Annotated in this window: 22 protein-coding genes; 5 read left to right on the top strand and 17 right to left on the bottom strand. The window is 71.8% G+C overall.

Annotated elements, in window-relative coordinates; translation table 11 throughout:
- Positions 1-13: 13 nt before the first annotated feature.
- The 14 genes from FVE25_RS49010 to FVE25_RS48945 form a co-directional block, all read right to left on the bottom strand.
- Positions 14-670, bottom strand: coding sequence for a DinB family protein (locus FVE25_RS49010; RefSeq protein ID WP_157249800.1), 657 nt, complete (start codon positions 668-670; stop codon positions 14-16).
- A gap of 34 nt (positions 671-704) precedes the next feature.
- Positions 705-1511: an alpha/beta hydrolase gene (locus tag FVE25_RS49005; protein WP_157249799.1), complete on the bottom strand. Its 807-nt coding sequence runs from the start codon at positions 1509-1511 to the stop codon at positions 705-707.
- Positions 1512-1556: 45 nt separating this feature from the next.
- Positions 1557-2801, bottom strand: a complete 1245-nt coding sequence (locus tag FVE25_RS49000; protein ID WP_157249798.1) for a condensation domain-containing protein — start codon at positions 2799-2801, stop codon at positions 1557-1559.
- Positions 2802-2911: 110 nt separating this feature from the next.
- On the bottom strand, positions 2912-3610 hold the full coding sequence (locus tag FVE25_RS48995) for a helix-turn-helix domain-containing protein (RefSeq protein WP_157249797.1): 699 nt from the start codon (positions 3608-3610) through the stop codon (positions 2912-2914).
- Positions 3594-6362: a glycoside hydrolase family 2 TIM barrel-domain containing protein gene (locus FVE25_RS48990; protein ID WP_246267478.1), complete on the bottom strand. Its 2769-nt coding sequence runs from the start codon at positions 6360-6362 to the stop codon at positions 3594-3596. The genes FVE25_RS48995 and FVE25_RS48990 overlap by 17 nt, the downstream gene beginning before the upstream one ends.
- A 24-nt stretch (positions 6363-6386) precedes the next feature.
- Positions 6387-6899, bottom strand: coding sequence for an OsmC family protein (locus FVE25_RS48985; protein ID WP_157249795.1), 513 nt, complete (start codon positions 6897-6899; stop codon positions 6387-6389).
- Entirely contained in the window at positions 6896-7510 is a 615-nt protein-coding gene (locus tag FVE25_RS48980; RefSeq protein WP_157249794.1) for a VOC family protein, read from the bottom strand. Before FVE25_RS48980 ends, FVE25_RS48985 begins: the two co-directional genes overlap by 4 nt.
- Positions 7507-8058, bottom strand: a complete 552-nt coding sequence (locus FVE25_RS55955) for an alkylhydroperoxidase domain protein (RefSeq protein WP_157249793.1) — start codon at positions 8056-8058, stop codon at positions 7507-7509. Before FVE25_RS55955 ends, FVE25_RS48980 begins: the two co-directional genes overlap by 4 nt.
- Positions 8055-8624 carry a CMD domain protein gene (locus FVE25_RS55950; protein ID WP_157249792.1) on the bottom strand — a complete coding sequence of 190 codons (570 nt, stop codon included), beginning with the start codon at positions 8622-8624 and terminating at the stop codon, positions 8055-8057. The genes FVE25_RS55955 and FVE25_RS55950 overlap by 4 nt, the downstream gene beginning before the upstream one ends.
- Complete coding sequence (locus FVE25_RS48965; protein ID WP_157249791.1) at positions 8621-9595, bottom strand: putative FMN-dependent luciferase-like monooxygenase; 975 nt, start codon at positions 9593-9595, stop codon at positions 8621-8623. Before FVE25_RS48965 ends, FVE25_RS55950 begins: the two co-directional genes overlap by 4 nt.
- Positions 9592-11133, bottom strand: a complete 1542-nt coding sequence (locus FVE25_RS48960; protein ID WP_157249790.1) for a dipeptide ABC transporter ATP-binding protein — start codon at positions 11131-11133, stop codon at positions 9592-9594. The genes FVE25_RS48965 and FVE25_RS48960 overlap by 4 nt, the downstream gene beginning before the upstream one ends.
- Positions 11130-11897: an ABC transporter permease gene (locus FVE25_RS48955; protein ID WP_157249789.1), complete on the bottom strand. Its 768-nt coding sequence runs from the start codon at positions 11895-11897 to the stop codon at positions 11130-11132. The genes FVE25_RS48960 and FVE25_RS48955 overlap by 4 nt, the downstream gene beginning before the upstream one ends.
- Entirely contained in the window at positions 11894-12799 is a 906-nt protein-coding gene (locus FVE25_RS48950; RefSeq protein ID WP_157249788.1) for an ABC transporter permease, read from the bottom strand. The genes FVE25_RS48955 and FVE25_RS48950 overlap by 4 nt, the downstream gene beginning before the upstream one ends.
- Positions 12796-14382, bottom strand: a complete 1587-nt coding sequence (locus FVE25_RS48945; protein WP_246267476.1) for a TIGR04028 family ABC transporter substrate-binding protein — start codon at positions 14380-14382, stop codon at positions 12796-12798. Before FVE25_RS48945 ends, FVE25_RS48950 begins: the two co-directional genes overlap by 4 nt.
- 121 nt (positions 14383-14503) lie before the next feature.
- Between FVE25_RS48945 and FVE25_RS48940 the strand changes: the two genes are divergently transcribed.
- The 5 genes from FVE25_RS48940 to FVE25_RS48920 all read left to right on the top strand — a co-directional run bounded on the left by FVE25_RS48940 (position 14504) and on the right by FVE25_RS48920 (position 17471).
- Positions 14504-15469 carry a hydroxyacid dehydrogenase gene (locus FVE25_RS48940; protein WP_219825652.1) on the top strand — a complete coding sequence of 322 codons (966 nt, stop codon included), beginning with the start codon at positions 14504-14506 and terminating at the stop codon, positions 15467-15469.
- A gap of 41 nt (positions 15470-15510) precedes the next feature.
- Positions 15511-16266, top strand: a complete 756-nt coding sequence (locus FVE25_RS48935) for an alpha/beta fold hydrolase (protein WP_157249786.1) — start codon at positions 15511-15513, stop codon at positions 16264-16266.
- 35 nt (positions 16267-16301) lie between these two features.
- The gene (locus FVE25_RS48930) at positions 16302-16700 is read left to right on the top strand and encodes an SRPBCC family protein (protein ID WP_157249785.1); all 399 of its coding nucleotides are present in this window, start codon (positions 16302-16304) and stop codon (positions 16698-16700) included.
- Between the two features lie 93 nt (positions 16701-16793).
- A complete protein-coding gene (locus FVE25_RS48925) occupies positions 16794-17183 on the top strand; it encodes a DUF7144 family membrane protein (RefSeq protein ID WP_157249784.1) in 390 nt (129 codons plus the stop codon).
- Positions 17184-17264: 81 nt separating this feature from the next.
- Positions 17265-17471, top strand: a complete 207-nt coding sequence (locus FVE25_RS48920) for a TM2 domain-containing protein (protein WP_157249783.1) — start codon at positions 17265-17267, stop codon at positions 17469-17471.
- A 32-nt stretch (positions 17472-17503) separates the two neighbouring features.
- Here the strand turns inward: FVE25_RS48920 and FVE25_RS48915 are convergent, their stop codons facing one another.
- The 3 genes from FVE25_RS48915 to FVE25_RS48905 all read right to left on the bottom strand — a co-directional run bounded on the left by FVE25_RS48915 (position 17504) and on the right by FVE25_RS48905 (position 21449).
- Entirely contained in the window at positions 17504-17998 is a 495-nt protein-coding gene (locus tag FVE25_RS48915; protein ID WP_157249782.1) for a beta-class carbonic anhydrase, read from the bottom strand.
- A 53-nt stretch (positions 17999-18051) separates the two neighbouring features.
- Positions 18052-19656, bottom strand: a complete 1605-nt coding sequence (locus tag FVE25_RS48910) for an alpha/beta fold hydrolase (protein WP_157249781.1) — start codon at positions 19654-19656, stop codon at positions 18052-18054.
- 305 nt (positions 19657-19961) lie between these two features.
- Positions 19962-21449, bottom strand: coding sequence for an MFS transporter (locus tag FVE25_RS48905; RefSeq protein ID WP_157249780.1), 1488 nt, complete (start codon positions 21447-21449; stop codon positions 19962-19964).
- Between the last annotated feature and the right edge of the window lie 49 nt (positions 21450-21498).

Raw genomic sequence — 21498 nt, 5'->3', positions numbered from 1 at the left:
AAAAATATATTTGTCAAGGCGACCGGCCGAGGAAGCCGAGTAAACGATCGGACGAAGTCGCAGGTGAGGCCGGCCGTACCGGCGGATGGAAGCGGTGCGGGCGGTCGTCGTCGGCGACGAACACCACGGCGAGTTCCAGCAGCTCGCGCGCCAGCCGATCGGGCAGCGGGCGGTCACCGCCGCAGGCGCGGGCCACGTCCCAGCCGTGCACCGCCACCTCGAGGGCGCCCACCCCCGCCACCACCTCCCGCGCCAGCCACGCCTCCCCGACCCCCACCGGCATCGGGCACCGGGCGCTCTGCGACCACGCGCCGATCAGGCGGCAGGCGCGCCACCGCAGGCGCGCCACCGGATCGCCGCCGGAGCCGCCCAGGCGCGAGCCGACGCCACCGAGCCGGCCGTCACCACGCAGGCCGCCACCAAGCAGGCCGTCATCGAGCCGGCCGTCACCAAGCACGCCGTCACCAGGCAGGTCATCGCCGCCCGGCAGGTCGATGTGGCCCAGGTCGGCGGCCTCGGCCAAGGCCAGCAAGGAGTCGTCCATGTGCGCCAGCAACGCGCGCAGATCCCACTGCGCGCAGGGTGTCCGGTTGCCCATCGCCGCCGGCTCGGCCAGCACCAGGCTGCCGAGGGTGTAGCTGACGGCTCGCTCGAGCAGGGCGACACTCACATGAAGGTAGACCGGCCGAGCGCCGAAAAGTCATCTACGGCAGGATGCGATCCACGAACGCGGTGACCCCGGCCAGGATCTCGTCCTTGTTGGTCTCGTTGAACACCTCGTGCCGCGCGCCGGGGTAGATCCGCTCGGTCAGGTCGTCGCCCTTGATCGCCTCGACCCCGCCCTTGCTGCCGCTGAGCGGCACGAGCTGGTCGTCCTCACCGTGGATCCACAACGTGGGCAGCGAACCCAGCGAACCGCCCTCGGCGATCTGCGTCAGCGCCCGCGCGAACGCCTCCAGCGTGGCCCGCTTGAAGGGCCCGTGCCAGACGAGCGGATCGGCGGCGTAGGCGGCTCCGACGGACGGATCGCGGGACAGGGTCGCGGGATCGATCGGGATGTCGGGCAGTTCGTCCATGGCCAGCAGGACCCCGATGACGTCCCACGCCCCGATGACGGGCCCGGACAGCACCAGCCCGGCCAGGTCGGCGCCGTAGCGCTGCGCGTAGCGGGCCGCGATCAGGCCGCCCATCGAGTGGCCGATCACCACGACGGGCACCCACGGGTGCGCGGCACGCGCGTGCTCCTCCAGCCGGTGTACGTCGGTGACGACCTCGTCGAAGTCGTGGATCAGGACGCGTTCGCCCGCCGACTTCCCGTGTCCCATGTGGTCGACGGCGTAGACGGCGGCGCCGTGCCGTACCAGGAGATCGGCGACGTGCTCGTAGCGTCCGGCGTGCTCGCCGTACCCGTGGACGAGGACGGCCAGATAGCGCGGGCTGGGGTGCGGCCACTCGCGGGCGGTGAGGGCGCCGCGGGTGCCGGGGTAGGTGTGCTCACGAGAGTCCGCCATGCGCCCTCCAGACCGGGAACTGCGGTGATCATATGCCCGGCCGGCTCACGCGACCAGCGATTCCTCGACGAACAACCGCTCCAGGTCCAGCAGGTACGCCTCGATGGCCAGCGGCGACAGCAGCCCCGTGTCGGCCCGGAGCGAGACGTCCATCCGGTCGGGTTCCCCGCTGACGTACAGGCGGAAGTCGGAGATGTTGCGGTCCATGGCGTCGGTCCAGGCCAGGTCGGTCTTGTCCATGGCCCGCCGGATCTGGCGCGCGTCCAGCTCGGGCGGCGGATCGCGGCGGACCGCGCGGCCGTCGTGGAAACGGCCGAACGAGCGTGCCCGTGACCCGGCCAGCGCCTCCTCCAGCGCGAACGGGTTGTACTCCGCCCGCCGGCAGGCCCTCAGCAGCGCCTGCGCACCCTGGTGGGCCAGCGCGCCGAAGTCGGGGGTGCCGGGCTCCAGCACCACCAGGCCCTCCTGGGCGAGCGTGGAGACGACGTCGTGCCGCCCGCCGGTGAAGCGGTTGTCGACGATCACCCGCATGCCGCAGGAGCGCTGCCCGGTCAGCCGCCCCACCAGGCTCAGGGCCCCGGTCAGCAGCGCCGCGGAGGAGGCGACCCGGCGCCGCGCCGCCACCGTCCGCACCGCCGCCGCCAGCGCCGTGGAGGTCATGGTCGCCTCCACGTACCGGGGCCGGTGCGGGCTCGCCGTCAGCTCGAACGGGTCGATGCGCGCGTACTCGGCCAGCCACCAGGCGACGGTCTCGTCGGAGTGCCCGCGCCCGTCGGCCGAGCCCTGCCAGCCGGCGAGGTCCCGCGGCCGGTCCGCCTGCAGAGGCGGCAGCTCGCCCCGTGACAGCAGCAGCCGGAGGTCACGCGCGACCAGGTCGGCGCCGAGCCCGTCGGCGGCCAGGGGGCAGAGCACCACCACGACCTGCCGCACGAACCCGTCGCCGACCACGAACGCCGCCCGCAGCGGCCACTCGCGCCAGTAGTCGAACGGCTTGGCCGACAACCGCTCGGAGACCCGATGAGCCCGTTCCCCCTCCACGATCTCCAGGTACGGCGTGGCCGTCTCGGCGACGAGCTGCCGGGGCGCCTCCCTGGGACCGGTGAGCCGGGTGCGCAGCGCCTCGTGCCGGGCGACGAGCCGGTCCAGGGCGAGCCGGGCCTGCCTGACGGTGACCGGGCGTTTCGGCCCGGCGAACACGCGGGCGAGGTTGAGGTACTGCTCCTGCGGCTCCGCGGCCAGGACCGCACGCCAGACGTCCTGTTGCCCCCAGGTGAGCGGCGCTTCGATCAACGCGCGCCACCCGCGTCCCGGAGTCGGTCGTTCCGCACCGGCGTTCGCCCTCCGCTTATGGGAAACCAGCGGCCACTTTCACACCACGCAGTCCCCAAAAGCGGTCAGGCTCATGCGTCGTCCTCGGTGTCGATCTCAACGTAGTCGAACGCGTCGCCGACCGCGCGGCGGAGCTGGCGGTGGACCTTGTTCTGGTCGTCCTGCGGGCTCGGGACGTAGAACGGGCGGCCGTTGCGGCCGAAGGTGATCGCCGTCGGCCCCTCCAGGTCGCCCAGGTGGCCCTTGGTCAGCTCGAAGTCCTCGAACGACTCGAACCCGAGACCCTTGGCGTACTCCTCGGAGCCGTAGACGATCTGGCGGGCCAGCTCGATCGGGGCCTCCTGGTAGCCGGAGTAGTCGCTGAAGAAGAAGTCGCGGAACTGGCGCATGCCGCGCTCGTCCATGATCTCCGGGCCGTGGGTGACCTTCACGCCCAGGCAGTAGACGTCGGCCAGGTAGCCGCAGACGGAGACCCGGTCGTAGCCGTGCCGGCGCGCCACCAGCACGCTGACCAGGCCACCGGTGTCCGGCTCTCCGGCCGCCTCGTCCGTCCAGCCGTACGACGGGTCGATCGACAGGCCCGTGCTCCAGCCGGTGTTGATCCAGCTGCCGACCAGGGCGGGGCCGCCGCCGGTGACCGCCTCCGCGGCGATCTCCCGCACCAGCGGGGCCACCACGGAGGGCTTGACGCCGAGAGCCCGGGCGATCTCCTTGGGCGACCGGCCGGTGGCCCGTAGTTCCCGGACGCGTTCTTTAAGGTCTCCTGTCACGGTTCGACACCCTAGCGAACCGCAGCACCAGGGTGGCCTCCTGCGCCCGGAGCTCGTAGCGCGGCAGCACGCCGGGGCCGCAGGCGGCCGAGCCGACGCCGTGATGGGCCAGGTCCAGGTTGAGGTGCACGCGGTCGCCGGGCGTCAGGTCGGTCAGGTGCCGGGCGCGCTCCAGGTCGGCGGTGGTCCAGCGGCGGGCGGTCAGGCCGAAGGCGCCCGAGACGCGCAGCCCCTCGCCGGAGGCGTCGGTCAGCTCCGCCCAGCGGACGCCGGCGCGGTGGCCGTTCTCCTGCGGGTAGACGTACGGCGTCTGGAGCTCGTCCACCGTGGCGCTCCAGGTGCCGACCCGGGCGGCGAACCCGGTGTCCGGGTACGCCTCGCCGGGGCCGCGGCCGAACCACGTCACCCGGTCGAAGCCGCCGGGCAGCGCCATGGCCACCCCGAGGCGCGGGATCGGGTGCGGCCAGTCGCCCTCCGGGATCACGTGCACCTCGAGCTGGAGGCCGGCCGGCCCGCCGGTCCAGGTGTAGGTGGTGCGCAGGGCCAGGTCGGCGGCGGCCGGGGCGACCCGCGTGCGCACGACCAGGCGGCCGGCGGCGCGTTCGACGTCGTCCACGCGGTGGGTCAGGCGGTGCAGGCCCATGGTCCGCCAGTGCCAGTCGAGGCCGCCGAAGCGCTCGTTGTCGATCGGGGCGCGCCAGACCTCCAGCCGCGGGCCTTCGACCTCGACGCCGAACAACCGGGTCAGCCGCCCGGAAACCGCGTCGAATTCGCCACCGCCCAAGGCGTCCGCCGTAGCTCCCGCCCCCTCCGAACTGCCGGAAACGTCACCGGAAGGCGCCACGCAGACCTGACCCCAGGCCACCTCGTGCCCCGCCGGAGCCCACGCGCTGTCCTCGGCCAGCACCGCCCGCACGGTCAGCCAGGTCTCCTCCTCGAACGGCCCGGACTCCGGCAGCTTGACCGTCCCGCCCTCCGCCGGAACGTCGACGACGGTCGCGGACCCGCCCACGACGGCCTCGAACCGCAGGTGGGAAAGGTCGCGGAAGCCGTACCTGCTCGCGATCGCGACCTCCCCCGGTGACGGGAAGGTGATCAGGACCGGCGCGAAGATCACCTTGAGGTCGAGCAGCCCCGGCGAAGGCGTGCGGTCGGGAAAGACGAGGCCGTCGATGACGAAGTTGGAGTCGTGCACCGGCTCCCCGTAGTCGCCGCCGTAGGCGTAGCCGAGCTCCGGGTGACGCAGGCCGTGGTCGATCCACTCCCAGATGAAGCCGCCGGCCAGCCGGGGGTAGGCGTCGTACAGCTCCTGGTACTCCAGCAGGCCGCCGGGCCCGTTGCCCATGGCGTGCGCGTACTCGCAGTGCACGAACGGCATCGCCCGCCGCCGGGCGTCGAGAACGGGATCGTCCAGAGGCTCCTCGGTACCGCGGCCGATGGCCTCGACCTGCGCGACCGTGGCGTACATGAGGCTGTAGACGTCCGTGTCCGCGCAGGTCACGTCGCCCTCGTAGTGCAGCGGCCGGGACGGGTCACGCTCGCGCGCCCAGTCGGCCATGAGCCCGAGGTTGCGTCCGGTCCCGGACTCGTTGCCGAGCGACCACATGATCACGGACGGGTGGTTCTTGTCCCGCTCGACCATGCGCCGCATGCGCTCGACGTAGGCGGCGGCCCAGGCGGGGTCGTCGCTGGGGTTGCGCCGCCAGCCGACCTGGCCGAAGCCGTGCGTCTCCAGGTCGCACTCGTCGACCACCCACAGGCCCAGTTCGTCGCACAGGTCCAGGAAGCCGGGGTGGGGCGGGTAGTGGCTGGTCCTGACCGCGTTGACGTTGTGCCGTTTCATCAGCAGCACGTCCGCGCGCATGGTCTCGTACGGTACGGCCCGCCCGTGGTCGGGGTGGAACTCATGCCGGTTGACCCCGCGCAGCTTCAGCGGGACGCCGTTGACCAGGAGCACGCCGTCCTCGATCGCGACCGTGCGGAAGCCGACGCGCAGCCGCGCGGTCTCGGTCGTGGTGGTGAAGACGGCGTCGTAGAGCCGCGGGGTCTCGGCGCTCCACGGCTCGGCGGGCACCGTGACCTCCACGCGCGGCCGCAGGCCGTCGACGCCCAGCTCCGGCAGGCTGAGCACGCCCTCGCCCGCGAAGCTCAGCCGCCCGTCCGCCTCCGCGCGCACGAAAAGGTCGGCGGTGGAGCGGGTGAGCGTGACGTCGCGGAAGATGCCGGGCAGCCACCACATGTCCTGGTCTTCCAGGTAGCTGGCCGCCGACCACTGGTGCACGCGCACGGCCAGCACGTTGCGCCCCGGCACGAGGTACGGCCCGGCCGTGAACTCGGCGGCCAAGCGGCTGCCGGTGGTGTATCCGAGCTCGTGCCCGTTCAGCCAGACCCGGGCATGGGACTCGACGCCGTCGAAGCGCAGCACCGCGTCGTCCCAGCCGCCGGGAACCTCGAAGACGCGCCGGTAGTCGCCGGTCGGGTTCTCGTCCGGCACGTGGGGCGGGTCGATCGGGAAGGGATAGGAGACGTTGGTGTAGGCGGGCCTGCCGTACCCGTGCAGCGGCCAGTGCGCGGGCACCGGCAGGGTGTCCCACGCGGAGTCGTCGTAGGAGGGGTCGGCGAAGTCGAGCGGCGCGTGGACGTCCGGGGAGAACCGGAAGCGCCACGCGCCGTTGAGGTCGATGGCAGGGGCGTCGCTGCTCAGGGCCGCGCGAGGATGGCGCAGCCCCGAGCTCGGGGCATGATCGAACACCCCAACATCCTTCCCCAAAAGCCATCAGACTCGCACTATTTCCCCCTTGATCTCCTGGGGGTTCCTGATGAGGTTGAGGATCGGGCAGACGCGCTCCACCTCGGCATGCAGCCTGGCCAGATCCTCGTCGGAGGCCGGCGAGTCGATCTTCACCTCGTAGCGGAAGTTCTGCGGATAGACAGGGACATCCGTGTTGCCCGGAAGCTGGGCCCGAGGGTCGTACTCAGCCCGCACGTCCACCGCAAGCGAGTCCAGCGGCACCTCCAGCTCGGCCGCCTTGATCAGGAAGATGTGCGTCACACAGCTCCCCAGCACCCCGGCCTGGAGCTCGGGCGAGCCCGGCCCCAGGTCGTACCCGGCGAAATCGGCCCGGCTGTCGCTGAGGATCTGATGCTCACGGATGCGAATGCGCCGCACCCCGCTGCGCCCCTCGGCGGTGACGGTCGCGTGCAACGGCACCGGCCCGTCAGAAGCCGCCGCCCGGCGCTCCAGCAGGGCGGCCCGCTTCTGCTTCAGGTACTCCCGCAACGTGCTCATACCAGCTCCACCGCACCCTCACGCGTGCCCAGCACAGCCCGAAGCCCCACGGCCCCGGCCACCACGTCGGCATGCACCCCAACAGCCTTGAGGGAAGCCGTCACCGCCGCCGGATCCGGATGAACGATGCTGAAAGCCTCCAGGGAAAGCTGCGGCAACCCCGCAGAAGACGGATGCTCTGTGCTCCCCCAGTCGATGAGGAACGGCACCGGCCGCACCCCGGCCGGGTCCTCGCGCCGGGTCAGCCGCCACTCCAGCAGCGTCCCGTCCGGCTTGCGGCGCGAGAGCGGCTGCACGTCACCCGGGTCGTACCCGGCCTGCCGGGCCTGCCGTACCTGCTCGTCGATGTCGTCAGGACGCACCGCCCAGGCGGCCAGCACGGGCGCGGTCAACGTCTCCAGCCCGAACGCCCGGGGCCGGGCTCCGGCGACGTCCGGGTCCGGCCCGATGATCTCCAGATAGGCGCCCTCCCCCAGCCCGACCAGGTAGTTGGCGGTGCCACCGGGATGCGCGCCACCCGCCACCGGGTGCACCCCGGTCCGCTCGGCGAACCCGGCCACCCCCTCCAGCAGGTTCGGCACGGCGTAGACAAGGTGGTCAAGAGTGCTCATTCGGGTTCTCCCAGGGACAGCATGAGCCGGTTGGCCCAGTTGAAGAAGGCGGCGGAATGGATGACGTCGCTGATGGCCAGGTCGTCGAGGCCGGCCTCGCGCAGCGCGGCCACGTGTTTCCCGGTCAGCGCGCCCGGCGTGGCGGCCAGGGCGACGGCCGCGTCGATGACCGCCCGCCAGCGCGGGTCCTGGTGCGCGTCCACGCCGTCGTCGAGCAGGCGCTGCACGTCGTCCGCGCGCTTGGCGTGGTGGCTGGCGAAGCGGGCGTGCACCGAGGCGCAGAAGACGCAGCCGTTGTGCCGCGAGACCGCGGTCGCGGCCAGTTCGCGCTCGGCGCGCGGGAGGCCGCCGTCGGCGTTGTGGAAGATGTCGAGGTCGGTCTTGGTGCGCGCGTGCAGGATGTGCGGGTCGCGGGCGAGCAGCAGGAAGTACGGCGAAGCCGCCCGCCCCTTGTCGACCAGCGCTTCCCAGTGCTCGTCGGTCAGCTCCTCCTCGGCCAGCGGCGCCAGCCACGGGCGCCAGCCGAGGTGGTCCTGGGTGAACTTCATGCGGCGGCTCCCAGCAGGCGCAGGCCCGCGATGGCGCGGATCTGGAAGGTGAGGAAGGCGACGAGCTGAGAGAGCGTGACGATGCCGGTGGTGCTCCATCCGGCGTCGAGCAGGGCTTGGAGGCTTTCCCTGCGGGCTTCGCGAGGGCGGAAGACCAGCAGGTGGGCGTGGTCGAAGGCGGCGGCCAGGCGGCCGTCGAGCGCCGAGCGGTGCACGGGGCCGGCGGTGTTCTCGGCGGCCAGTTCGGGCTCGGCGTAGACGCCGTAGGGGCCGGAGGTGAGGCCGGCGGAGATCTCCTCGCGGACCCGGGCGAGCAGGTCGGGGGCGAGTTCGCCGAGCCGGTCGGCGTAGAAGTCGGTCACGGCGGCGTCGCGGTGCAGCCCCGCCACGAACGCGGCGACGGCGTCGCGCTCGATGAGCGTGACCTCGTCCTCCGATTCGGGGCAGAACAGCGCCTCGTAGCTGCGCTGGGCGTGCTCGCGCGCCTCGGGGCGGCGCTCGCGGAGCTTGTCGAGGGGTGATCCCGGCTGGATGCCCGCCAGCCGGTCGATCACGTCCAGGGTCATACCGTGGTTCCTTCCAAAGCGGGGGCGACCTCGGTGGCGAGGAGTTCGATGGAGCGCAGGGTCTGCTCGTGGGGCGGGTCGATGGAATGGACCTGGAAGACCAGGTCGGTGACGCGTTTGAGGGTCGGGTCGGCCTTCAGGCTGGCCACGACGTCCTCGGGGGTGCCGACGTGGGCGTCCCAGGCGGCGATGAGCTCGTCCACGCCGCCGCCGTCGGGCTGGGGCAGGCCGGGTCTGGCCAGCCCCCTGGCCGCCCAGCGCAGCGCCTCCTCGCGGGTCTCGGCGACGAACGCGGTGCGCGAGGCCATGATCCGCGGGGCCACCCCGGCGGGCAGGGCGGCGTAGTAGGCGTCCACGATCGGCTTCTGGATCTCGGCCAGCGACAGCCCCGGCCGTCCCTCCGGGCGCGGCTGGGTGCGCGAGAGCATCAGCCCGTGCCCGGCCTTGCCCGCGCGTTCGCCGCCGCTGACCGAGAACGTCGCCTCCCAGATCGCCTCCAGCAGCCGCGGCGCCTGCGGGTAGAGCCGCTTGCCGCCGCCCAGGTCGCCGCCGGACCAGGCGTCGACCAGCACGGCCAGGTGCTCGGCGTAGATCTCGTTGCGTCGGGACGGGTCCTTGCCGAACGCCTCGAACGCCGAGGGCGTGCCGCCTCCAGCCACTCCGACCTCCAGCCGCCCGCCGGACAGCAGGTCGAGCACGGCGGCGTCCTCGGCCACCCGGACCGGGTGCTCCAGCGGCAGCGTGATGATCCCGGTGCCGATCCGGATCCGGGAGGTGCGCGCGGCCACGTGGCTGAGGAAGACGAGCGGCGCGGGCAGCCCGCCCTCGTCGCCGTCGAAGTGGTGTTGCGCCACCCAGGCGGTGTCGAAGCCGAGGCGTTCGGCGTGCACGATCTGCTCCAGCGCCAGCCGGTAGCGCTCGCGGGGCGGGACGTCGTCGAGGAGCCGGGTGAAGAAGCCGAGCCGGGTCATCGCACCGCCTCCGGCACCGCGGCCAGCAGCTCGCGCGTGTACTCGTGCCGCGGGCTGTCGAAGATCTGTTGGGTCGTCCCTGATTCCACGATGCGTCCCTTGTTCATGACGGAAACGGTGTGAGAGATCTGGCGCACCACCGCGAGGTCGTGCGAGATGAACAGGTAGGTCAGGCCGAGGTCGCGCTGGAGGCGCTCCAGCAGTTCCAGGATCTGCGCCTGGACGGTCACGTCCAGCGCGGAGACCGCCTCGTCCAGCACCACCACCTGGGGTTCCACGGCCAGCGCGCGGGCGATCGCGACCCGCTGGCGCTGGCCGCCGGACAGCTCGCGGGGCCTGCGCGCCAGCAGCGTCTCGGGCAGCGCGACCCGCTCCAGCAGCTCTTTCACCTTGGTACGGCGGGCCGCCCGGTCACCGAGGCGGAAGTTGCGCAGCGGCTCCTCGACGATCTCGGCCACGGTCTGCCGGGGATCCAGCGAGCCGTAGGGGTTCTGGTACACGAGCTGCACGCCCCGGCGGAACTCGGTGATCCCCGGGATCTCCACGACCCCGGAGGTGGGCTCGGCGAACCGGGTGACCATGCGCGCGGTGGTGGTCTTGCCGGAGCCGGACTCCCCCACGAGCGCGTGCGTGCTGCCCCGGGTCACCTCGAAGCCGATCCCGTCCACGGCGCGGAACCCGCCGAATTCCTTGACCAGGTCCCGCACGACGATCGCGGGCTCGCCGGCCGGGGGCTGCTTGAAGGACCGGGTGCTCAGCGCGGGCGCGTCCTCCAGCAGCCTGCGGGTGTAGGCGGCGGCCGGGGCGGCCAGGACCTCGCGGGTGCCGCCGCTCTCCTCGACCACGCCGTCGCGCATGACCACGAGCCGGTCGGAGCGGGCCGCGGCCACGCCCAGGTCGTGGGTGACCAGCAGGACGGCGGTGCCGTACTCCTGCCTGAGGTCGTCGATGAGGTCGAGGATGCGGCGCTGCACGGTCACGTCCAGGGCGCTGGTCGGCTCGTCGGCGATGAGCAGGCTGGGGCGCAGCGCGATGGCGGCGGCGATGAGCACGCGCTGGCGCATGCCGCCGGACAGTTCGTGCGGGTACTGCCCGGCGCGGCGGGCCGGGTCGTCCAGGCCGACGCGTTCCAGGAGCTCCAGGACCCGGCGCCTGCGTGCGGATTTGTCCCCATGCTTGTGGATGAGGAGGGTCTCGGCGATCTGGACGCCGACCTTCTTGACCGGGTTCAGCGAGTTGGCCGGATCCTGGGGGACGAGGCCGATGCTGGTGCCGCGGATCTCCCGCAGGCGGCGCTGGGACCAGCCGGCGATGTCGGTGCCGTTGAGCAGGATCTGGCCGCTGTCGGCCGGGTGCAGGCCGATGACGGCGTTCGCCGTGGTGGTCTTCCCCGAGCCCGACTCGCCCACCACCGCGACGAACTCGCCCTCCTCGACGCGCAGCGAGACGCCCTTGACCGCCTCGTGCCCGCCCTGCCGCCGCAGGCCGCGCGCCTGCGGGTAGGACACCCGCAGGTCCCTGACGTCGAGCAGAGTCATCGGATCTCCTTCGAGATACGGCCGGCGGCCAGCACCACGGCGACCACGACCGCGCCGGGCAGCGTGGTCAGCCACCAGGAGGTGGCCAGGTAGTTGCGGCCCTCGGAGATCAGCAGGCCCCATTCGGGCGTGGGCGGCTCGGCGCCGTACCCGAGGAAGCCCAGGGTGGAGATGGCCAGGATGGCCACGCCGAACTGCAGGGCGGCCAGCGCGACCACGGGGCCGAGGGAGTTGGGCAGCACGTGCCGCCAGAGGACTCCGGCGAAGGTGCCGCCGCTGCCGAAGGCGGCCTCCACGTAGTCGCTGCGCCGTACTCTGACCACCTCGGCGCGGGACAGGCGGGCGAAGGCGGCGACCGAGGCGATGCCCACGGCGATGGCCACGTTCACCGTGCCGGGGCCGAGCAGGATGATCACGGTCAGCGCCAGCAGGAGGCCGGGCACCGAGAGCAGCACGTCCACGCCTCGCATGATCACTTCGTCGGCCGCCCCGCCCGCGGCGCCGGCCAGCAGGCCGAGCAGCGTGCCCAGCACCAGCCCGACGCCGACCGCCACGAACGCGCCCGACAGCGAGTGCACCGAGCCGTGCACGACGCGGGCGAACACGTCGCGGCCGACCGCGTCGGTGCCGAACCAGTGGGCGGCGCTGGGCGGCTGCAGCTTGTCGGCCGGCACGCCGGCCAGCGGATCGTGGCCGGTGAACACCCACGGCACGATCGCCCAGAGCACGACGACGGCGATCGTCAGCCAGGAGAGCACCTTCATCGCGCCAGCCTCGGGTCGAGCACCGGAAACAGCACGTCCACCACCAAGTTGACCAGGACGAACACGGTCGCGGCCAGCACCACGACGGCCAGCAGCACGGGTGTGTCCTGGGCGTTGACCGCCTGCTCGGTGAGGCGGCCGATGCCGTTGCGGCCGAAGACGGTCTCAGTCACGACCGATCCGGCGATCAGCTCGCCGAAGGTGAGCCCGGCGACGGTCAGCGTGGGCGGCAGCGCGTTGCGGACCACGTGCCGCCACAGGATCCACGAGCGCGAGGCGCCCTTGGCGGCCACGACCGGCACGAACGGCTGGGTGAAGACCTGGTCGAGGCTGCGGGCCAGGACCTGGGCGATGGGCGCGGAGATCGGCACGGCGAGCGTGAGCACGGGCAGGACGAGCTGCTGGATCTCGCTGCCGCCGATGACCGGCACCAGGCCGAGCCGGAAGGAGAACACCTGGATCAGCAGGATGCCCAGCCAGAAGGCCGGGATCGAGATGAACAGCGCGGGCACCGCCAGCAGCAGGCCGCGCAGGCGGGAGCTGTGACTGGCGGCGACCGCGATCAGCACGGCCAGCAGCACGGCCAGGACGAAGGCGGCGCCGGCCAGCTTGGCCGTCTCCGGAAGCCCTTCTGCCAGCCGCTCCAGCACCGGGGTGCCGGTGTCGACCGAGTAGCCGAAGTCGCCGCGCACGAACCCGAGGACGGTGTGCAGGTAGCCGCCGGCGTCGTAGTACTGGCGAATCTGGGCGATCTGCTCGGGTGACAGGCCCAGCTCCGGGTTCTGGAACTTGATCAGGATGGAGTCGCCGGGCATGGCCTGGAGCAGGAGGTAGGCGGCGGTGAAGGCCGCCCAGAGCACCAGGAGCGCCTGCCCCACCCGCTTGGCCAGATATTTCCTCATTTATCCAGCCAGACGGAGTAGAAGCTGGGCCGGGCCACCGCCTCGAAGGCCACCCCCTGGACGTACGGGGCCACGCCGTACACCTGGGGCTCCTCGAACAGCGGGATCGCGTACGCCTGCTCGATCAGGTACCGCTGGATCTCGGCCACCTTGGCGTTGCGCCGGTCCACGTCGGGCAGGGCGGACTGCTCCTCCAGCAGCCGGTCGAGCTTGGCGTCGTTGGACAGGATCACGTCGCGGTTCTTGCTGTGGAACTGGCTCTTGATCACGTCCTGGTCGGCGCGGCCGACCATGCTGTGCGAGACCGCGGTCTTCTCCGCGTTCTTGATGTCCACGGCCTGGGTGCCCGCGTCGGCGGGGCGGATCTCCAGCTTGACGCCGAGCTTGGCCCACTGCTGGGCGACGAGTTCGAGCGTCTGCTTGGACAGCGGCTGCGGCCCGGCCACGAAGACGCCGAGGTTCAGCTTGACGCCGCCCTTCTCCCGGACGCCGTCGGCGCCCTGGACCCAGCCGGCCTCGTCCAGCAGCTTGTTCGCGCCGTCGGGGTCGTGGACCAGTTCCTTCGACAGGTCCGCGTACCCCTGGGCCAGGTGACTGAGCACCGAGGTGGCCTGCGGGTAGTTCTCGGTGAAGAGCGTGTCCACGACCTCCTTGGCGTTCGTGCCCTTCAGCAGCGCCCGGCGGACCCTGATGTCCTTGAGGATGCTGTTGGCCGGGCGCAGGTACAGGCCGTTGTTGACGCCGCGCGTGGGCTCGGCCCTGACCGTGAAGCCGGCCGACTTGACCGTCTGCTCGTCGTACGCCTGCACGTAGCGCACGTAGTCGGCCTGGCCGGAGGTCAGCGCGCCCACCCGGACGTTGTCCTCGGGCGTGACGATGATCTTGATCAGGTCGAGGTAGGCGCGCCCCTGATGCTTGGCGGACGGCGGCGCCCAGTTGTAGTCCTTGCGCGCCTGAAGGTCGATCTCCTTGTCCACGACCTGCTTGGCCACGGTGAACGGTCCCGAGCCGATCACGTTCTTGAGCTGGCACTGCTCCTCGTACGGCAGGCCGATCGTCTTCTTGGCCACCAGCCCGGCCCCGATCACCGAGGTGCCCTGGAGGAAGCCCGGGGAGGGCTTGTCGAAGAAGAACCTGACCGTCTTGGCGTCGACGACTTCGGAGCGCTCATAGTTGTTGACGAACTCGGCCGGCGGCAGCTTGAGCTTCTCGTCGCCCTTGCCGTAGACGTCGAAGTTGGCCGCGACCGCCGCGGCGTCGAGCGGGCTGCCGTCGCTGAAGGTCACGCCGTCGCGCAGGTGGAAGGTGTACTCGGTGGCGTCGTCGTTGACCTCCCACTTGGTGGCGATCCACGGCTCGATCTTCAGGGTCTCGGGGTTCTGCCAGGTGAGCTTGTCGGTGAGCTGGTTGAGCACGCCGCCGTTGGGATAGAACCCGGCCGCCGGGAGGTAGAGGCAGGTGGGCGGCTGGTGCTCCAGGTAGGTGAGCGTGCCGCCGTACTTCGGCTGGCCGCCGGCCGCTTTGGCCGCCGCCCCCGTGCCGCCGCCACCACAGGAGCTCAGCAGCCCTACGACGGCGAGCATGGCAACGCTGAGAATCGCGGGTCTGGTTGAGGACATGGGGCGACAACCCTTCACTTCCGGGGGCTTACGCGACAAAACGATAATACCTACCTGAATAGTAGGCAAATGTAAGATCGGAGGTGTGTTAGCCGCGGCCTTCCTCCACCGCCCCGAGGTGTTCTCCGACGTCTACGCTCCCGTCCTCGACCGCATCCGGGCCAGAGCCGAGATCGTGTACGGCCCCGCCGCGCACGCCGACCCCGCCCGGCTCGGCCCTGTCGAGGTTCTGTGCACGAGCTGGGGCGCGCCCGTGCTCGACGCCGCCCTCCTGGACGCCATGCCGCGGCTGAAGCTCGTCCTGTACGCCGCCGGATCGGTGCGCAAGCTCGTCACGCCCGAGTTCTGGGCGCGGGAAGTCCCGCTCGTCTCCGCCTACCGGGCCAACGCCGTGCCCGTCGCCGACTTCACCTACGCGCAGATCGTCTACGCGCTCAAGGGCGGCTGGCGGTACGCGCTCGGCGCCCGGGCCGCCGGCGCGCCCATGACGCGGGTGCCCCAGCCCGGGTTGTACGGCTCGCGCGTCGGGCTTCTCTCGCTGGGCGCGATCGGGCGGCTGGTCGTGGACCGGCTGCGGGCGCTGGCCGTGGACGTGGTGGCCCATGACCCGTTCGCCGGGCCGTACGACGGGGTGCGGATGGTGGAGCTGGCGGAGCTCTTCGCGACCAGCGACGTGGTCAGCGTGCACACCCCGCTGCTGGACGAGACCCGCGGGCTGGTGGGGCGGGAGCTGCTGGGCTCGATGCGGCAGGGGGCCACGCTGATCAACACCGCCCGCGGCGCGATCCTCGACGAGGCCGCGCTGGTCGAGGTGCTGGCCGGGCGGCCCGACCTGTTCGCCGCCCTGGACGTCACCGACCCCGAGCCGCCGGTGCCGGGCTCGCCGCTGTTCACGCTGCCGAACGTCGTGCTCACCCCGCACATCGCGGGCAGCCTGGGAGCCGAGCGCGGGCTGCTGGGCGAGCTGGTCGCCGGGGAACTGGAGCGCTTCGCCGACGGGCTGCTGCTGGAGCACGCGCTGACCCGCGAGGCCGCCGAACGTCTTGCCTGAGGGCCGCGCGTGAGCGGGGCCTCACAGGCCACACTGGAGGCATGGACCTTCCCTGGCTGGAGCTGGGCACCGGGCATCCACTGGTAGTGCTGCGCTGGTTCACACCCGAGCACTCCGCCAAGCTGAGCCCCGGAGAGCTGCCGGTCCTGACCGCGCTGGGCACGCGCTTCCGGGTCTACGCGGTGAACCGGGCGCCCAACATGCCGCCCGGCACCACGATGGCCGACATCGCCGAACAGCACGCCCTCGACCTGCGCAAGCGCTTCGGCCAGCCGGTGGACGTGCTGGGCATGTCCTCGGGCGGCTCCCTGGCCCTGCAACTGGCGGCCGACCATCCGGGCGTGGTCAACCGCATGGTGGTGGCGGGCGCCGCGTACACGCTGCCGCCGCACACCCGCCGGGCCCAGCGCCGCTACACCGAGGCCGTCGCCGCCGGGCGCCGGGGCGCGCAGCACCTGGCGCCGCTGGCCGGGGGCAACCCGGTCACCCGGGCCTTCTTCACCGCGCTCATGTGGCTGGCCGACCCCGCGATCCGGCCCGCCAACCCCCACGACATGCTGCACTTCGCCCAGGCCGAGGACGCCTTCGACGTGCGCGAGCGGCTGCCGGCCATGCAGACGCCCATCCTGGTCGTCGGGGGCGAGCGCGATCTGGCCTACACGCCCGAGCTGTTCCGGGAGACCGCGGACGGCCTGCCGCACGGGAAGCTGCTGGTCTACCCCGGGGCCAGTCATCTCCGGACGTTCCGCCACCCGGACTTCCCCGCCGACGTCGAGGCGTTCCTTAAGCCGGCCTGAAGGGGACCGTAAGTGCCCGCGCGCACCGTGGAGGCATGGAGTACTCCGTCGAACGCGCCCTCGCCGCCCCGCCCGACCAGGTCTACGCCGCCTGGACCACCCCCGAGCGCTTCGCCCGCTGGTTCGGCCCGCGCATCTTCACCACGCCGCCGGGCCGCGTCGTCCTGGACCCTCGGCCGGGCGGCGCCTGGCAGGCCACGCTCGTCGGCGAGCACGGCTTCGAGGCCACCCTGGGCGGCTTCTACCAGGAGGCCAGCGTGCCCGACCGGCTGGTGTTCACCTCCGGTGCCGCGCTCGTCACCGTCACCCTGCGGGGCGAGCGCGACGGGACCGTCCTGCGGTTCCAGCATCTCGGTGCCGCCGAGGAGCACGTGCGGGCCGCCTGGCTGGAATCGCTGGACCGCCTCGCCGAACATCTCGGCGTCCGTCCGTGAATCGCAAATTCCCTCCCACCGTTGGGCAATCCGCGCGCCTGCCGTACCGGAGTGGGGCACCTCCAGAAGAGGCGAAAGGGGAGTGAGATGGCCATGCACTACACAGAGCCCGGCCACTCCGGCTGGCTCGGATTCGCCGGCATGCTCGGCGTCATCCTCGGGTTCTTCCATGTGATCCAGGGCGTCATCGCCTTCTTCCGGCAGGACGTCTACCTGACGCCCGGCGGGCAACTGCTGGTGCTCGACTACAACACCTGGGGCTGGATCTGGGTGATCATCGGGCTGGCGCAGATCGCGGTGGCGCTCGGCATCCTGGCCGGGAAGACGTGGGCGCGGGTGCTCGGCATCGTGTTCTGCGGCCTGTCCATGATCGGGCAGTTCGCCTTCCTCGGCGCCTACCCGGTCTACTCGGTGATCAGCATCGCGATCAGCGTGCTGGTGATCTACGGGCTGATCGTCGCACCGCGCCGGGCGAGCGCCTGATCAACCGTTCGTCCATCACCCGTCAATGGCGGCCGGGGATCGTCCTTCCCACTTCATCACCTACGGGAAAGGCGCTCCCCCATGGCCTCCAAGTCCTGGATCGTCACCGCCGCGCTCTGCTTCTTCCTCGGAGCCCTCGGCGTCCACCGCTTCTACGTGGGCAAGATCGGCACCGGCGTGCTGCAGCTGGTCACCATCGGCGGGCTGGGCATCTGGGTGCTGATCGACTTCTTCATGATCCTGGTGGGCAAGTTCACCGACAAGGAGGGCAGGCCGCTGGCCAAGTGAGGATGCCGGGGGCCGGGCCCCCGGCACGGCCGTCAGCCCTTCACCTCGCGCAGGCGGCCGGTCTCCACCTCGTAGACGAAGCCGCGCACGGCATCGCGATGCGGGATGAACGGGTCGGCCCTGACGCGCGCGATCGACTGCGCGACATCGCCTTCGAGGTCGGAGAACGCCTCGGCGGACCAGTCCGGCTTGATGCCGGTCTCGGCCCGGATGGCCTCCTTGAACGCGTCGTCGGTGAACGTCAGCATGCCGCAGTCGGTGTGATGGATGAGGATGATCTCGGTGGTGCCCAGGAGCCGCTGGCTGATCGCGAGGCTGCGCCGCTCGTCGGCGGTGATGACACCGCCGGCGTTGCGGATGACGTGCGCGTCCCCTTCGCGCAGGCCGAGGAGGCCGTAGACGTTCAGACGCGCGTCCATGCAGGCGACGACGGCGACGCCTTTGCCGGGTGGCAGCGGCAGGTCCCCCTTGTCGAAGGTGGCGGCGTATCGCTCGGCGTTGGCCAGCAGCTCGTCGGTGACGCTCATCGAGGCTCCTCCGTGAGGTCGGGCCTTCAGAATTACCCTAAATCCCTATGGATTCAATAGGGTTTACTCACCTTGGGCGGCGGGATGTGGGCCAGGCACGAGGTGTCACCCAGCCGCTCGTCCCTGATGAACCCGGTCACCACGGAGATCGCACAGCCCGTGGCGTCCATCTCCGGGGCGTGCCCGGTGTTCGGCACCACCAGGAACGTCGCCCGCGGGAACTGCGCGGCGTTCAGCCTGCTGTTCTCCTCCGGGGTGTTGTTGTCCAGGTCGCCGGCGAGCACCAGCGTGGGCACGTCGGGCAGCTTCCCGGTCAGCTTGTACGGCCGGGCCGTCCCCTCCTTCGGCCACTCGATGCACGCGTCGCCGCCGTCGGGTGCGCTGGAGGCGAAGCTCTCCCTGCTGAAGGCGCCGAACCCGGCCGGGTCCGCGGCCCTGACCGCCCGGTCGAACTGACGCCGGCGCGTGCGCAGCGGCGCGTCCACCGACCAGGCGCGCGTGTAGTCGTTGCAGACCACGGTGAGCGTCAGGGAGTTGTCCCCGCCGGCCGCCGTGTCGGCGTACTCCTGGAAGGCCGCGGTGAGCTCGGCGGCCAGCGGCCGCACGTCCCCCCTGGCCGCCTTGTGGAGGTGGGCCGGCATCCGGCCGATCAGCGGCACCACGTCGGGAGAGCCGCCCACACCGCCGCTGGCGGCGAAGGTGAGGACCATGGCGAAGAGGCTCTCGTCCAGCGTCATCGTGTGCGGGCGGCCGCCGACCGTGATGGTCAGCTCGACCGGCCTGACGCGTAGCCGCGCGTTCACCTTGCGCAGGTCCCGCACCGTGGCCGCGCCGTCGCAGGCGCCGCTGCGCGCGCAGATGCGGCGCAGGGTCAGAGAGATCTGCCGGGCGCTCGGGCCGCCGAGCGAGTCGAAGGTGACCGGGAAGGCGGCCGACACCACGATCGAGCGCACGGAGTCCGGGTGCCGCTCGGCGTAGATCGGCATCAGGTAGGTGCCGTAGGACACGCCGTACAGGACGACCTTGCCCAGGCCGAGCCTCTGCCGGACCGCGTTGAAGTCGTCGGCGGTGGCGGCCGAGGTGTAGCCCTCGGCCCGCGGGCCGAGGTTGGCTCCGCACTGGGCGGCCATGCGCCGCAGCTCCGCCCGGCCGTTGAGGATGAGGTCACCGATGCCGCAGCTCAGCGTGCCCGACTGGCCGGTGCCGCGCGGGTCGATGAGCAGCAGGTCGTGGTCGGCGCGCAGCGGGGCGGTCAGCGCCGCGTACCACGCGGCGATCGCGATCGGGGCGCCGCCGGGGCCGCCCGGGTTGACCATGACGGTGTTCTTGGCCGGAGCCGCCTCGTTCTCGCGGCGGACCAGCGCGTAGGCCACGTCGATCGTGCCGAGTTCCGGCTTGCCCGCCACCAGGGGGCGGGACACGGTGCCGCACTCGGCCCGGCGGCCGGGAAGCGCGGGACACCAGGCGGGGGCGCCGGGCTCCGGGGTGCGCGGGGCCGCGGAGGTGGTCTTCTCCAGGCCCGGCGGGAGCGGGAAGGGTACGGGAGCCGCCGGGTAGGGCCAGCTCTGCTGCGCCGCGGGGGGCGACGGGGTCGGAGGGGTCGGCGCTAAGACCGACAGGCCAGTGGTCACCGCCAGAAAAGCGGAAATCAACGACATGTCAGAAAGCTTGATCGACCGGTCTTCTCTCCCACCAGAGACCAAAGGACAGACCTCATCCTGCCGCCGCCCCAGCGCTTCCCTCCTCCTCAGGAAGGAGGAGACCCCGAAAGCTCGGGGAGGTGGGGAACCCGGAAGCTCGGGGAGGAGGAGAACCCGAAAGCTCGGGGAGGTGGAGAACCCAGAAGCTCAGGAAGGAGGAGACCCCGAAAGCTCGGGAGGGAGGAGAACCCGGAAGCTGCGGAAGGAGGAGAACCCGAAAGACCGCAAGGGGCGAGTTCCCCTTGCGGTCAGCGGGTGATCCTTCACGCGGCGGCCGGCACCGGCTCCGCCCTGACGCCGCGCTCCCGCAGCACCACCACGGTCAGCACGGCCAGGCCCAGGAAGACCAGGGCGCCCAGGCCGGAGACCGCGTGCAGGCCCGAGGTGTAGGCCGCCCGCGCCGCCTCCAGCAGCAGCGGCTGGTGGGCCGTCTCGGCCGCCGCACCCGCGATGGTGTCCGCGGCGATCCCCTCCGGCAGCCCCGCCCGGAAGACCGCGGCGGCCAGGCTGCCCAGCGCGGCCACGCCCACCGCCACCCCGAACTCGCCGCTGGTCTCGGCGATCGCGGCCGCCGAACCCGCCTTCTCCGCCGGGGCGGCGGCCATCATGATCCCGTTGCTCAGGCTCATCGGCAGCGCGATGCCCGCCTGGGCCACCACCAGCCCGAGGATCACGAAGGCCACGCCGTTGCCGGGGGTGGCCAGCGTCATCAGCGCCATCCCGGCCGCGCCCAGCACCAGGCCGCCGGCCATCACGTAGGCGGGCTGGACCCGCCGGGCCAGCATCGGACCGGCCGACAGCGCGACGATCATGATCAGGCTCGGCGGCACCATCCACAGCCCGGCCGCCAGCGGGGACAGCCCGGCCACCGACTGCAGGAACGTGGTGGCCGTCAGCGTGATCCCGGCCATCACCACGCCGCCGAGCAGCATCAGCGTCAGGGAGGAGGCGAAGGCACGGTTGCCGAACAGGCGCAGGTCGAGCAGCGGGTCGGCCAGGCGGCGCTGGCGGCGCACGAACACGGCGCCGAGCGCCAGGCCAGCCACCAGCGCGGCGACGGGGACGAGCTGCCAGCCGCCCCGGGCGACCTCCTTGAGCCCGTAGATGAGCGGCAGGATCGCGGCCAGCGACAACACGACGCTCACCGGGTCGAGGCGGCCGGCTGTACGGTCGCGGTACTCCGGCAGCACGGCCGGACCGGCGAGCAGCACCACGAGCATGAACGGCACGCCGAGCAGGAAGGCCGAGCCCCACCAGAAGTGCTCCAGCAGCAGCCCGCCCACGAACGGGCCGACGGCCATGCCGCCCATGAAGCAGCTGAACCAGATCCCGATCGCCGCCCCCATCTGCTTGGGGTCGTGGAAGATGTTGCGGATCAGCGCCATCGACGACGGCATCAGCGTGGCCCCGGCGACGCCCAGCAGGGCCCGGGTCACGACCAGCATCTCGGCGCTGGCGGAGAAGGCGGCCACGACGGACAGCACGCCGAAGGCGGCGGCTCCGGCCAGCAGGAGCCTGCGCCGGCCGATCCGGTCGCCGAGCGTGCCCATGGTGACGAGGAAGCCGGCCAGCATGAACGAGTAGATGTCCATGATCCACAGTTGCTGCGGGCCGGTGGCGCCGAGCTCGGCGCTCATGTGCGGCAGCGCCAGGTACAACACGCTGACGTCGATGGAGAGCAGCAGCGCGATCGAGCTGAGGACTGCCAGGGCGATCCAGGCGCGCCGTCCGGCGGCGGAGTTCGTGTTCATGGCTCCACCGTGCCGGGCTCCGCTTCTGGTCTCCTTTCCAGCGCCTTAA

It is taken from the genome of Nonomuraea typhae (genome assembly GCF_009760925.1).
Lineage (GTDB): Bacteria > Actinomycetota > Actinomycetes > Streptosporangiales > Streptosporangiaceae > Nonomuraea > Nonomuraea typhae.
The sequence above is the reverse complement of the archived record's forward strand: the minus strand, read 5'-3'. Positions and strand labels throughout refer to the sequence as shown.